Source organism: Sphingopyxis sp., assembly GCF_041916015.1.
Taxonomy (GTDB): domain Bacteria; phylum Pseudomonadota; class Alphaproteobacteria; order Sphingomonadales; family Sphingomonadaceae; genus Sphingopyxis.
The window spans coordinates 1-13,345 of sequence record NZ_JAYSAH010000032.1 but is presented as its reverse complement, the minus strand read 5'-3'; the positions used below and the strand labels follow the sequence as shown (position 1 = coordinate 13,345).

General features: G+C 66.3%; 12 protein-coding genes and 1 pseudogene. 8 read left to right on the top strand and 5 right to left on the bottom strand.

Annotated features, from left to right (window positions below):
• Window positions 1–83: 83 nt before the first annotated feature.
• Complete coding sequence (locus tag ACE3SL_RS05160) at window positions 84–656, bottom strand: Pycsar system effector family protein (protein WP_374524688.1); 573 nt, start codon at window positions 654–656, stop codon at window positions 84–86.
• Window positions 657–808: 152 nt separating this feature from the next.
• Here ACE3SL_RS05160 and ACE3SL_RS05155 point away from each other — a divergent pair, with 152 nt between their 5' ends.
• From ACE3SL_RS05155 to ACE3SL_RS05145, 3 genes are all read left to right on the top strand, one after another.
• A complete protein-coding gene (locus tag ACE3SL_RS05155) occupies window positions 809–1,045 on the top strand; it encodes an acyl carrier protein (RefSeq protein WP_374524687.1) in 237 nt (78 codons plus the stop codon).
• Window positions 1,046–1,052: 7 nt separating this feature from the next.
• Window positions 1,053–2,255, top strand: a complete 1,203-nt coding sequence (locus tag ACE3SL_RS05150; RefSeq protein ID WP_374524686.1) for an aminotransferase class I/II-fold pyridoxal phosphate-dependent enzyme — start codon at window positions 1,053–1,055, stop codon at window positions 2,253–2,255.
• Between the two features lie 113 nt (window positions 2,256–2,368).
• Window positions 2,369–4,327 (top strand): ATP-binding protein, encoded by a 1,959-nt coding sequence (locus ACE3SL_RS05145; protein ID WP_374524685.1) that lies wholly within the window; start codon window positions 2,369–2,371, stop codon window positions 4,325–4,327.
• 10 nt (window positions 4,328–4,337) lie between these two features.
• Here the strand turns inward: ACE3SL_RS05145 and ACE3SL_RS05140 are convergent, their stop codons facing one another.
• The 3 genes from ACE3SL_RS05140 to ACE3SL_RS05130 are packed head-to-tail and all read right to left on the bottom strand — an operon-like array spanning window position 4,338 to window position 6,658.
• Window positions 4,338–5,198: a hypothetical protein gene (locus ACE3SL_RS05140; RefSeq protein WP_374524684.1), complete on the bottom strand. Its 861-nt coding sequence runs from the start codon at window positions 5,196–5,198 to the stop codon at window positions 4,338–4,340.
• Window positions 5,199–5,206: 8 nt separating this feature from the next.
• Entirely contained in the window at window positions 5,207–6,178 is a 972-nt protein-coding gene (locus ACE3SL_RS05135; RefSeq protein ID WP_374524683.1) for a diacylglycerol kinase family protein, read from the bottom strand.
• A 6-nt stretch (window positions 6,179–6,184) separates the two neighbouring features.
• The gene (locus ACE3SL_RS05130) at window positions 6,185–6,658 is read right to left on the bottom strand and encodes a DUF2141 domain-containing protein (RefSeq protein ID WP_374524682.1); all 474 of its coding nucleotides are present in this window, start codon (window positions 6,656–6,658) and stop codon (window positions 6,185–6,187) included.
• A gap of 124 nt (window positions 6,659–6,782) precedes the next feature.
• Between ACE3SL_RS05130 and lptF the strand changes: the two genes are divergently transcribed.
• Window positions 6,783–7,991: an LPS export ABC transporter permease LptF gene (gene lptF, locus ACE3SL_RS05125; RefSeq protein ID WP_374524681.1), complete on the top strand. Its 1,209-nt coding sequence runs from the start codon at window positions 6,783–6,785 to the stop codon at window positions 7,989–7,991.
• Between the two features lies 1 nt (window position 7,992).
• Complete coding sequence (gene lptG / locus ACE3SL_RS05120) at window positions 7,993–9,090, top strand: LPS export ABC transporter permease LptG (RefSeq protein ID WP_374524680.1); 1,098 nt, start codon at window positions 7,993–7,995, stop codon at window positions 9,088–9,090.
• 47 nt (window positions 9,091–9,137) lie between these two features.
• Here the strand turns inward: lptG and ACE3SL_RS05115 are convergent, their stop codons facing one another.
• Window positions 9,138–10,232, bottom strand: coding sequence for a fatty acid desaturase (locus ACE3SL_RS05115; protein WP_374524679.1), 1,095 nt, complete (start codon window positions 10,230–10,232; stop codon window positions 9,138–9,140).
• A 117-nt stretch (window positions 10,233–10,349) separates the two neighbouring features.
• Here ACE3SL_RS05115 and ACE3SL_RS05110 point away from each other — a divergent pair, with 117 nt between their 5' ends.
• From ACE3SL_RS05110 to ACE3SL_RS05100, 3 genes and pseudogenes are all read left to right on the top strand, one after another.
• Complete coding sequence (locus ACE3SL_RS05110) at window positions 10,350–11,516, top strand: N-acetyltransferase (RefSeq protein ID WP_374524678.1); 1,167 nt, start codon at window positions 10,350–10,352, stop codon at window positions 11,514–11,516.
• Between the two features lie 64 nt (window positions 11,517–11,580).
• Window positions 11,581–13,005, top strand: a complete 1,425-nt coding sequence (locus ACE3SL_RS05105) for a DUF1800 family protein (protein ID WP_374524677.1) — start codon at window positions 11,581–11,583, stop codon at window positions 13,003–13,005.
• A pseudogene (locus ACE3SL_RS05100) lies at window positions 13,006–13,345 on the top strand (hypothetical protein); the annotation flags it as partial.

The following is a 13,345-nucleotide window of genomic DNA, read 5'->3' as shown; positions in this document are numbered from 1 at the left end:
GTCATTGCGAGCGCAGCGAAGCAATCCAGGGCTAGGCGTAAACCGCCCTGGATTGCTTCGCTGCGCTCGCAATGACGAAGCTTTTACCCCGCCCACATCGTCGCCATTTCATAACCGAAAGCGAGGAAGGTCAGCGTCAGTCCCACCACGAACAACCGATAGGCATAAGCAAGATAGCGATATTTGCGCCGCGCGAGGATGACGCCGTTCTGATAGGTGTCGCGCAGCATCGTCTCGTACAGATCCTCTTCGGTGCGAAGGCGCGCCTTCACCGCGTCGATAAACTCATTCTCGTCCATCTGTTCGAAGCGGCCGAAGAAGAGGATGTTGCTGTGGTCCTTGCCGTCCTTGTAGACGGCGGGCGGCGCTTTCCCGACGCGCGGCAGCACCGCCGAGATGGCGAGCAGCGCCGAAAGGAAGGAGAAGGTCGCGAGGACGGTCAGCGGCAGCGCGAAGGCCCCCGCCCCGACCCGCGCCTGCCCCACGGCGAGGGTGAAGACGACGAAAGTCGCGCCCATCAGGATCGACGCCTTCTGGTCGGCCATCTGCGACAATTGCATCGTGATCTGCTGGTTGGTGCGGACGAGATGGACCGCGTTCGGCGGAAAGGAAATCGCCGGCCGGTCCGGCGCCGCGCCCGATTTTTCGCTGTCCATACAGTTCCATCCCCTGCCAGCGCCCGGACAGGGGATGGCATGACGCGCCGCGAACGGCAAGATGCTGCCCGATTCCCGCCGCATTCGCTTGCCAAGCAGGGAGCATCGCGGCATTCCCGCGCGCAACTTTCTTCCATTATGGGACGCACCCGATGAGCACCGCCCTCAAGGACCAGATTTACGGCCTGATCGCACCTTTCAACAAGAAGGGCGTCGAGCTGACCGATGCGACGACCTTCGCCGGCGACCTCGAATGGGACAGCCTGACGGTGATGGACTTCGTCGCCGAGGTCGAGGACACGTTCGACATCATCATCAGCATGAACCAGCAGGCCGAGATCGAAAATGTCGGCCAGCTGATCGCCGCGGTCGAAAAGCTGCAGGGCTGATCCGCCGATGACCGACCTATTTTCCAAATTCGACCCGCTGATCCAGCAGCGCGAGGCGCTGCTCGCGACCGGGGTCACCGACCCGTTCAGCCTGGTGATGGAAAAGGTGCTCTCCCCCACCGTCGCGATCTGCAACGGGCGCGAGACGATCCTGCTCGGCACCTATAATTATATGGGCATGACCTTCGACGAGGATGTCATCGCCGCGGGCAAGGAGGCGCTCGACAAATTCGGCAGCGGCACCACCGGCAGCCGCGTCCTCAACGGCACCTATCAGGGGCACAAGGCGTGCGAGGACGCGCTGAAAGAGTTCTATGCCATGGATCATGCCATGGTGTTTTCGACCGGCTATCAGGCGAACCTCGGCATCATTTCGACGATCGCGGGCAAGGGCGATTATGTCATCCTCGACATCGACAGCCACGCCTCGATCTATGACGGGTGCAAGATGGGCGATGCCGAAATCGTCGCCTTTCGCCACAACGACATCGAAGCGCTGGAGAAGCGCCTGAAGCGCCTGCCGCCCGAAGCGGGCAAGCTGGTCGTGCTCGAGGGCGTCTATTCGATGCTCGGCGACGTGGCCCCGCTGAAAGAGATGACCCGCGTCGCCAAGGAGAATGGCGCGATGGTGCTGGTCGACGAAGCCCATTCGATGGGCTTCATCGGCGAGCATGGCCGCGGCGTCGCCGAGGCGCAGGGCGTGATCGACGATGTCGACTTCATCATCGGCACCTTTTCGAAGAGCGTCGGCACCGTCGGCGGCTTCTGCGTGTCGAACCATCCGAAGTTCGAGATCATGCGGCTCGTCTGCCGTCCTTACGTCTTCACAGCCTCGCTACCGCCGAGCGTCGTCGCCACCGCCGCGACGAGCATCCGCAAGCTGATGCACGGGTCGAACAAGCGCGCGCATCTGTGGGAAAACAGCAAGGCGCTGCACAAGGGCCTCAAGGAACTGGGCTTCATCCTCGGCACCGAGGAGCCGCAGTCGGCGATCATCGCGGTGATCATGCCCGACCTCGAACGCGGCGCGATGATGTGGGAAGCGCTGCTGGAGGAAGGCCTCTATGTCAATCTCGCGCGCCCGCCGGCGACCCCCGCGGGGATGACTTTGCTCCGCTGCTCGCTCTGCGCCGAGCATTCGAGCGAGCAGGTCGGCGAAATTCTCGGCCGCTTCGAGCGCGCGGGCAAGCGCACCGGAATCATCGGCTGAGCGCGGCGCCCGCGCCGACCAGCGGATTCCTTTTCGCGGCGAGTCGAGGCGGCGCACGGCGCGCGCGGCCTTCCCCGCTTTGCCGTGCGCCGCTTGTCCGGTAGAAGAGCGGCGTGTTCGAGCGGGATCTGGACAATGAAAGCGAGGACCAGCGGGAGCGATTGCGCTTCTGGCTGACCGTCGGGCTGGGCGCGATCCTGACCGGGGTCGTCGGCGCGCTCGTCCTGCTGCTGTCGCGCGCCAACGACGATTATGACCGCTCGCTCGGCTGGCAGGCGCATAGCCTGGAAATCATCTCCCAGACGCGCAGCCTCGATGCCGCGCTCGCGCGCGCCGAGGCCGCGCTCGGGCGCTTCGCGGTCGGCCTCCAGAAAGAGGATGGCCGCGTCTATCAGCAGCAATGGGGGCTGGCGCTGCAATATCTGACGCTGCTCCAGCGGAACGTGCGCGACAATCCGAAGCAGGCCGAACTGGTCGGCAAGCTGACGAAGGAACTCGCGAACCGCGGCGAACAGCTCGGCGACGCGGCGCTCAGTGCCAATTACCGGCAGACGATTGCCGCCATCTCCAAATATAATGCCGCGGGCCACGACGCGGCGCTGATCCGCATCGATCGCCTGCTGTCCGAGCTGATCCGCAACGAGCGCACGATCCTGTCCGAACGCAATCGTCTCGCTGCATCCGACCGCGCGAGCCTCAACCAGGCGATCCTGCTCTTTTCGCTGCTCGGCGCGGCGGCGGCGGTGATCGCGATCGCCGCGACCGTCTCGCTCGTCCGCGCCGAGGGCGAACGGCGCGTCGCGCGGCGCGAAACATTGTTCGAGGCCGACCGCGCGATGCAGCTTGCCGCCGCGGTCGAGGAGCGGACCGCCGAGCTCGAGGAAGCGAACCGGGCGCTCCGGAGCGAGATGAGCGAGCGCGAAGCGGCGGAGGACCAGCTTCGCCAGGCGCAGAAGATGGAAGCGGTCGGCCAGCTCACCGGCGGCATCGCGCACGATTTCAACAATATGCTCGCGGTCGTCGTCGGCGGGCTCGAACTGGCGCAGCGGCTCGTCGCGACCGCGCCCGAAAAGGCGCAGCGGCACCTCAGCAACGCGATGGACGGCGCCAACCGCGCCGCCGACCTGACGCGCCGCCTGCTCGCCTTCGCGCGGTCGGAACCGGCGCGGCCTGAAATGACGGCCATCGACGAGTGTATCACCAGCTTCGCCGAACTGATCGAGCGGACGATCGGCGACCGCATCGCGCTGACCCTCGACCTCCATGCCCCCGGCCTCGCCTGCTGGGTCGATCGCCAGCAGTTCGAGAATGCGCTGCTCAACCTGTCGGTCAACGCCCGCGACGCGATGGAAGGCCACGGGTCGCTGACGATCCGCACGCTCCGCGACGAAGAGGAAGACACCGCGGCACTGGCGGTGCAGGTCGTCGATACCGGCTGCGGCATGTCGGCGGAGGTGCTCGAACGCGTCTTCGACCCCTTCTACACCACCAAGCCCGCGGGGCAGGGCACCGGGCTCGGCATGAGTCAGGTCTTCGCCTTCTGCCGCCAGTCGGGGGGCGAGGTGCAGATTTCCTCGACCGAAGGCGAAGGGACGAGCGTCGCGATGCTGCTTCCCGTCGCCAAGCCGCTCGAAGCGGGCGCGGCGGCCTCCGGCGCCGACGAAGCCGACGCCGACGCCGCGCCGGGCGCGAAGCTGAATATTCTGGTTGTCGAGGACGACCAGCGCGTCCTCGCCGCGACCGTCGATGCCGTCGAGGAACTGGGGCACCGGGCCGTCGCGTGCAGCAATCCGCTCGACGCCGAAGCGCTCGTCGATACGCACGGCGGTTTCGACCTGATCCTGTCCGACGTGCTGATGCCCGAGCTGACGGGTCCCGAAATGGTGGCGCAGCTCAAGCAGCGCTGGCCCGCCCTGCCCGTGCTGTTCGTGACCGGCTATGCCGGCGACGCGAGCGAGGACGAGGCCTTCGGCGATCATGACGTGCTGCGCAAGCCCTTCACGCTGGCCGCACTCGACCAGGCGATCCGGCGCAGCAACACGCCCGGCGAGGGGCAGCGGCTGGCGGGCTAGAGTCCTGACCCTAGCGGATCGCGCCGCCCCGGACCAGCCGCGGCACCAAGGTCAGCGCGGCGAGCAGCGGCCAGCGGCGCTGCCAGGGCTTGATCTCGATCTTCGTGCCCGCGTGGCGGTTGATCTTCCACGCCAGATAGTCGATCCCGCCGGCGTAGGTGAGGCTCGCCTTGGCAAGGCGGACGATGCTGAGCAGCTTGCCCTCGATCCGGCGGCGCGCCCAGCCCCCGCTCGGCGCGCCGACGGGGACCGCCGCGATCGCGGGTGCGCTGAAACGCAGATAGCGATCGGCATCGGCATCGACGACCGACTGCGCGCGTCCTGCGCGTTCGGCGCGCAGTTCGACCGAATAGGTAAGCCCGAAGGCGCGGCGCCACCAGTCGAGCGGCGCCTCGCCGTCGACCGATCCGGCGGCGGCGAGCAGGGTCGGCGCCGCGCGCGACACCGCGCCGATTGCGCGATCCCGCGCGGTATCGTCGACCGCCCAGACGAGCCGCGACGGCTGCGCGAAGCGCGCCCACACCGATACGTTGCGCGTCTCGGGGCCGTTGAGCCGGTCGAAGTCGGCTTCGCTCAGCACCGCATATTTGGCGATCAGCCCGCCATGCTGAAAGGGAAAGACGTTCGGCGGGATCAGCCGGTTGGCGACCGCCATCCAGCGCTTCGGATAGGCATCGCCATAGTCCGAGACGATCAGATAGAAATCGAGCATCAGCCCGTCGAGCTGCGTTTCGCGAAGGCAACTGCCGTAGAACAGCACCGCGCGGGCGCTGCCTGGATATTGGGCCGCGATCGCCGCGGCCATGGCGGCGACGCGCGGATCGACCGGAGTCGAAAGCTCTTCGCGGACGAGATCGATGAGGGCCGGCATGGCGCGGCTCAGGCGGCGAGGCGCAGGAAGGGCACCGGCTGGGTCGAGGTCAGGATGATCGGCTTGCCGCCTTTCGCCTCGAAAATCTCGCCGTCGAGGATGACGTTCGAGCGTTCGCCCTCGATACGGATCTCGTCGCCCTGCTGGAAATGCACGCCGTCGAGCGGCTTTTGCCCCAGCGTCCCGCGCCACGTCGCGCCGAGCATGCGGAACAGCGCCCCGACGCTCGTCTCGGTCGCGAGCAGCTTCATATGGCCGTTGGTGCCGTGGCTTTCGCTGGTCCGGATGTTGAGCAGCAGCTTCTCCAGCGTCGTGACGATCAGCAGCGAGAATTTACCCTTGAACTCGCCCTGGCGGATCAGCGAGACGGTCATCGGCTCGGGCTTGGGCGGCAGGCGTCCGCCGCCGATGCCGAAGATGATCGCGAACAGGCCGAGGATTGCGGCGAGGAAATGCGACACGCCGTTCGGCAGCCCGAGCGGATAGATGCGGTGCCGGCAATAGAGCATCACGTCGGCGAGATAGGCGCCGCCGAGGAACATGCCGAGCACCGGCGGGCTGTCGTCGCGGTCGAGCGAGATCAGCTGGCGCTCGATCACATGATTCTCGATCTCGCCGGTCTGCACCAGCTCGACGACGCGTTCGAGCGCCTTCAGCGGATCGCCCTCGGCGCCGAGGTCGAGCGCGATCAAATTGGTCTTGCCGTTGGGCAGCACCGCGACCGGCGGCGGCGAGCCGCCGAAATGGCCGCCCGAATAAAGCTCGGTCAGCGCCGCCTGGACCGTGCCGTCGCCGCCGTTGATCGCGACGACGCGCGGGCTGACCATCGCAATGGTGCGGATCGCCTCGCCGATCTGATCGACGTCCTCGACCTCATAGTGGAAGATGTCGGGGTGCGCCGCGCAATATTCCCGCACGCGCGGCAACAGGGCACGGTTGCCTGTCGAACGCGGATTGGAAAGAAGCGCGACGCTCGCCATCGGTCCCTACATATATTTCATGGTGATGGTGATGGTCCGCGGGCCGTTGCCGACCGCGAAGGCCGTCTTCGTATAGCTCGGCTTGCCGAGGTTGAAGATGTTGATGCTCGGGTTGTTCGACATGCCGCCGCCATCGCGCGACAGGTCGGTCTTGCCGTTGCCGTTGACGTCGTGGCGAACCGCGATGCCGTAGCTCCCCGCTTCGGGCAGCGGCACGCACACCGTCATCGATCCCGCGCGCGCGGGCACCTCGATGCGGCTGATCCAGCGGCCCTTGACGAGCCAGTCGGCCGCGGTCGCGCGATAGCTCTGGACGCGAATCTTGCCCGTTCCGGCCTTGACGCCGCTGATCTGGACCAGAGTGGACGGCCCGCTCCGGCATTTGGACAGATCGTTCGGGATCACCTGCCCCTCTGCGTTCACTGCCACCGATGCGGCCAGCAGAGCCACGCAGAGCGAAGTCGATACAAATTTCGACATGACGCATTAGCTCCAAGTGGTTATAGCCACGCCAGCACAAAGACGCTGACATGGGTCCCTGTTGCCCTTGAATCGGATATCGGAACCATTTGCGGCCAAATCATGGTGATGGGGCGACCAAAGATTGAATAAGCTACCCGCCATCGACCGCTATATCGCGCGACTGATCCTCGTCCCGCTGGTCGCCAATCTGACGATCGCCTTCGCCATCCTGATCATCGACAAGATGCGGCGATTGTTCGATTTCGTCGCGACCGAGGGCGGCCCGGTGCGCGTCGTGTGGCGGATGCTCGCAAACCTGATCCCCGAATATCTGTCGCTCGGCATCCCGATCGGACTGATGCTCGGCATCCTCCTCGCCTTCCGCCGCCTCGCGACGTCGAGCGAGCTCGACGTGCTGCGCGGCGTCGGCATGAGTTTCGGGCGGCTGCTGCGCGTCCCCTATGCCTTCGCCTTCGCGCTCGCGCTGCTCAACCTCGCGATCGTCGGCTTCGTCCAGCCCTATGCGCGCTACGCCTATGAAGGGCTGCAGTTCGACCTCCGTTCGGGGGCGCTCGGAGCCTCGATCAAGGTCGGCGAATTTACGAAGATGGGCGAGCGCATGACGCTCCGCATCGAGCAAAGCTATGACGAAGGCCGCAGTCTTCGCGGCATCTTCGTGCGCGGGGTCAACAAGGACGGGCAGACGGTGTCGGCGACCGCCTCGCGCGGGCAGTTCATGGCGACCGACGATCCCGACACGATCATCCTCCGCCTCTCGCAGGGCGTGCTGATCCACGAATCGCCGAAGTTCGCGGTGCCGCGCGTGCTGACCTTCGACAATCACGACCTGCCGATCCCGCTGCCCAAGATCGAGGCGTTCCGCCTGCGCGGCGGCGCCGACCGCGAGCTGACGATCCCCGAGCTGATCGTCGCGGGCAAGAACCAGAACGAAACACTGAAAACGCGGCTCGAATCGCGGGCGAATTTCCATTTCCGCATCGTCGAGGTCGCATCGATGTTCCTGATCCCGCTGATCGCGGTCGCGCTGGCGATTCCGCCAAAGCGATCGACCTCTGCACTCGGCGTCTTCCTGTCGATCGTGCTGCTGGTGACGCAGCACAAGATCAACCAATATGCCGAGGATCTGGGCGCGCGCGGGACGGTCGATCCGATCATCGCGCTGTGGGTGCCTTTCCTGCTGTTCGCGGCGCTCGCGGTCTGGATGTATTATACGCTCGCGCATGTCCCCGGCGGCCAGCCGATCGGCGCGCTCGAACGCGTCGCGTCGAAGGTCGGCCAGCGCATCCGCGGCCTGATCCGCATTTTCCGGCGCGAACCGCGGACAGCCTGAGATGCAGACGCTCCGCTTCTTCCCGTCGCGCACGATGGCGATCTATGTCGGCCGGACCTTCCTCGTCCGCACCCTCGCGATCCTGTTCGCGCTGGTGCTCGTGCTCCAGACGCTCGATCTACTGGGCGAAAGCGGCAAGATTCTCGCGGTCGCGGGCAACAGCGACAATGATGTATGGCGCTATGTCGGCATGCGGATGCCGCAGATCATCGAGACTTTCCTGCCCTTTTCGGTGCTGCTCGCGACGATCCTGACGCTGGCGACGCTGAACCAGAACAGCGAAGTGATCGCGATGAAGGCGGCGGGCATGTCGGCGCACCAGGTGCTCGCGCCGCTGTTCCTCACGGCCTTCCTCGTCGCTGGCGTCAGCTTCGCCTTCAACGAACGGATCGTCACCCGCTCGACCGCCGCGCTCAATGCCTGGCAGAAGGTCGAATATGCGAAGGTGCCGAAGGACAGCGGGGTGCGCGCCAACATCTGGGTGCGCGCCGGCGACGATCTGATCAACGCGGGGTCGGTCGAGACGAGCAGTTCGCCGATCGTCCTGCGCGACGTCACCATCTATGAGCGGACGGGCGGCGTGCTGTCGTCGATGCTGAAGGCCGACAGCGCGAAGCAGGTCGCGGGCGGCTGGGAAATGACCAATGCGCGGCGGTTCCTCCGCCGCTCGGGGACGCTCGAACCGCTCGGCACCATCGTCGCGATGAAGAATGTCCGCGCCGACCAGTTCACGCTGGCGCAGGTCGACGGCGATGAACTGCCCTTCAACCGGCTGAAGACTGCGATCGACGAACTCGACGCCGCGGGGCGGCCGGTCGATTCGCTGCGCGGCGTCTTGTGGCACAAGATTTCGGGGCCGCTGTCGTCGATCCTGATGCCGCTGCTCGGCGCGGTCGCGGCGTTCGGCCTCGCGCGGTCGGGCAAGCTGTTCGTGCGCGCGATCATCGGCATGGTGCTCGGCTTCGCCTATTTCGTCGCCGACAATTTCGCGCTCGCGATGGGCGACCTCGGCGCCTACACGCCGTTTCTCGCGGCTTGGGGTCCGTTCATCCTGTTCGCGCTGATCGGCGAGATGATTTTGATACGGACCGAGGAATAGAACCCCTTTTCGTCATTGCGAGCGAAGCGAAGCAATGACGAACTCCGTTAGGCCGCCCCCTTCGCCGATCCCGCGACGAGGTTCGCCACCAGTTTCGGCAGGCTGCGGTAGTTCGCCTTGTGATATTGCGAATCCACCGGCAGCGCCTTTTGCAGGCGGCGGTGCGCCTCGGCGAGCGCGTGGTAGGGGACGCCCGGCAGCAGATGGTGCAGCGCGTGATAGCGCAGGCCCACCGGCGCCCACAGCTCGGGCAGCAGGCCCGGCGGCGGGACGTTGACGCTGTCGAGGAACTGCGCGGTCACGGTCAGCACCGCGCCGTCGTTTTCCCACAGATGCGCGACGAGGGTGCGGATCTGGTTGAGCACCAGCGTCGCGGCGGCGATTGCGCCGAAGATGACCAGTGCGCGCAGGGGCACCCAGCCGAAGACGCCCGCGGCGACGAGCAGGGTCGACCAGGCCCATGCCCCGCCTTCCTGCCACGCCCACATGCGGCGGAACTCGCCCTCGGGGGATTTGCGGCGGAACATCGGGTTGATGATCATCCCCGAATAGCGCTCGCGCACGACGCGGCGCAGCGGCGGGATCAGGAAGGACAGCGGGGTCAGCACCGCATAGCGGAAGACGAGCGCGAGCGGCGCGAAGGCCGCGGCGACGACGAACAACGGCACCGTCCACGGCTTCATCAGCGCGAGCGGCAGATATTCGGGGTCCTCGACCGTGCCATATTTGGTGCGGTTGTGGTGCAGGCTGTGAATGCCCTCGTACATGAAGGACGGGATCAGCAGCGGCACGCCGACGAGGATGTTCCACGCGAGGCGAAAGCCCGGCAGCGCATTCTTGCGGATATGCGTCAGCTCGTGGATGAAGCTGCCGGCGCGGTAGAGCGCGAGCACCGCGACGAAGGCGGCGAGCAGCATCCACGCCGTCGAGGGCGCGAGGATCGCCGCCGCGATGCCGGCATAGCCGACGAAAGTGGAAGCGAGAAAATCGGTCCAGTAGATACGCGAGCTGGGGGTGACGAGGTCGCGCGTCAGCTCCGACGCGGCGCGGATCATCGCCATATCGTCGGTGATCGCCGATTTCGGGACCGGCGGCGCGGCGGCGCCCGAGTGCCGGTCGGCAAGGGTATTCATCGCAAACATACCGGATTCTTCACCATGATTTCGTGGCAGCAAAATGGCCGAAAGCGGGTCGCCAGCGCCACAGCAATGCCCTAATGCGTCGTCCCTTATGTAGGATCGCTTCCTCAGGAAACCAGTATGACCGCCCAAAACGAAGGCCCGATCACCATCCACGCCGTCAAGGACAAGGCCGACAAGCGCGAGTTCGTCGAGCTTGCCTATCGCCTCAACCGTGGCGACCCGGCGTGGGTGCCGCCACTGAAGAATGAGGTTTACGATCTGCTCACCCCCGGCAAGAATCCGTGGTTCGAGCATGGCAAGGCGAATTATTTCCTCGCGCGGCGCGGCGGACGCACGGTCGGGCGCATTTCGGCGCATATCGACTTCCTCGCACTCGAACAGCCCGCCTCGCAGGGCATGGGTCCCGGCACTGGCAATTGGGGGCTGCTCGAGGCCGAGGATGGCGAGACGGCGCACGCGCTGATCGCGGCGGCCGAGGACTGGCTGCGCGGCCAGGGGATGACGCGCGCGCTCGGGCCGCTGTCGATTTCGGTCTGGGACGAGCCCGGCCTGCTGATCGAAGGGTTCGAGACGCCGCCGACGATCATGCTCGGCCACAACAGCCCGCTCTATCGCGCGTGGATCGAGGCCGAAGGCTATCAGCCGGTCAAGAAGCTCTACAATTATGCGGTCGAAATCGTCGATGGCTTCCCGCCGATCGTGAACCGCATCGTCGCGGCGGGCGAAAAGAACGATCGCATCCGCATCCGCCGCGTCGACAAGTCGAAGTTCGATGCCGAGGCGAAGCTGATCATGGGCATTTTGAACGATGCCTGGTCGGACAATTGGGGCTTCGTCCCGCTGACCGATGGCGAGATTGCGCATGTCGGCAAGAAGCTCAAAGACATCGTCTTCGAGGATCTGATCCGCGTCGCCGAAGTCGATGGCGAGCCGGTCGCCTTCATGATCGTGCTGCCGAACATCAACGAAAAGCTGATCGAGATGGACGGGTCGCTGTTCCCCTTCAACTGGGCGAAGCTGCTCTGGTGGCTCAGGAAGCCGCGGAGCAAGCGGCTGCGCGTGCCGCTGATGGGCGTGGTCAAGAAATTGCAGAACAGCCGCATGGCGAGCACCCTCGCCTTCATGATGATCGAATATATCCGCCGCGACGGGGTTGCCCGCTATGGCGCAGAGCAGGGCGATATCGGCTGGGTGCTCGACGACAATCAGGGGATGAACGCCGTCGCCGAGGCGATCAACGCGACGGTCAATCGCGTCTACCAGCTTTACGACAAAAAGCTCTGACGAGCGGGACAGCTTTGCGACAAATGCGGCCGATCATGCGTTTGGGGCGTGGAAAGGCACGCGCATGGCTGTCCAATATCTTGCTACCAATCGCTTCGGCCTCGGCCGCCGCTGGGATGACCCCGCGGTCGCCGATCCCAAGGCCGGGCTGACGCGCCAGCTCGGCGAATTCGATCCCGCACCGCCCGCCTTCGCCGGGCTCGCGGGCCGCGAGGCGATCGCCGCCGCCTATATCGCCTATCGCGAGGACCGGCAGGCGATGCGCCAGGAGGCCGCGGCGATGAGCGCGGAGGAAAAGACGATGCCGCCCGAGCTTCGCCAGCTCTCGCGCTCCGAGATTCGCCGCCATTATGTCGAGGCGGCGGGCGCGCGGCTCGCCAATGCGGTCGCGACGCCGACCCCCTTTCCCGAGCGGCTGGTCCATTTCTGGGCCAATCATTTCGCGGTCTCGGCCGACAAGCTGACGACGATCGGCTTCACCGGCAATTATGAGGTCGAGGCGATCCGCCCGAACATCATGGGCAAATTTTCCGACCTGCTGATCGCCACGGTCCGCCATCCCGCAATGCTGCTCTATCTCGATCAGGCGCAGAGTTTCGGCCCTGACAGCCCGCTTGCGGAACGCGCGCGGAACCGCCAGCGAAAGGCGAAGCTCGGTCTCAACGAAAATCTCGCGCGCGAGATCATGGAGTTGCACACGCTCGGCGTCCGCACCGGCTATACGCAGGCCGACGTTACCGCCTTCGCAAAGGCGCTGACCGGCCTGACCGTCGCGGGGCTCGGCCGGGGCGCAGGGCAGCGGCTGATCCCCGCCGACGCGCGACCGGGGGAAACGCTATTCATCGCCCCGCTCCACGAACCCGGCGCGCAGACGATCCTCGGCAAGCGCTACGACCAGCCCGGCGCGAAGCAGGCCGAGGCGGTGCTGCGCGACCTTGCCGCACATCCCGCGACCGCGACGCACATCGCGACCAAGCTCGCGCGCCATTTCAGCGGCGACACTCCGCCGCCCGCGCTCGTCGAACGGCTCGCGGGCGATTTCCGCAAGACCGGCGGCGACCTGCCCTCGCTCTACCGCACGCTGATCGACTCGCCCGAGCCGTGGGCGGGCAGCCCCGCGATGTTCAAGTCGCCGTGGGACTGGATGGTCTCGACGATGCGCGCGCTGAAGCTGCCCGCGCTCGGCGAGAAGCAGAATATCCCCGCCCTCTTCACCCAGCTCGGCCAGCCGGTGTGGCGGCCGGGCTCGCCCGCGGGTTACGACGATCTCGTCGCGACCTGGGCGGGGTCGGCGGCGCTGATGCAGCGCGTCGAGCTGGCGAGCCGGATCGCCGGTCGGATCGGCGACCGAGCCGATGCGCGCACGCTGGCGCCGCTGGTCCTCGCCGACGCGCTCACCCCCGACGCGGCGCAGGCGATCGCGCGCGCCGACAGCCCCGGACAGGGACTCGCGATGCTGCTCGCGAGCCCGGCCTTCCTGCGGAGATAGATGATGATCCTCTCGCGCCGTTCGATCCTCCTTTCGGGCATCACCGTCGCCGCGACGGCGGCGCTGCCGCGTTTCGCCTATGCCGCGGCGGCAACGCCGAAACGCCTCGTCTTCGTCATCCAGCGCGGCGCCGCCGACGGGCTCGCGGCGGTTGCGCCGACGGGCGACCCCGCCTTCGCCTCCGCACGCGGCGCGCTTGCCGACGAAAGCGCGGGCGGGGCGAAGCTCGACGCGATGTTCACGCTCCACCCGGCGCTCGCGACCGGCGCGGCGCTGTTCGCCGCGAGGCAGGCGCATTTCGCGCACGCGGTCGCGACCGCCTATCGCGACCGCTCGCATT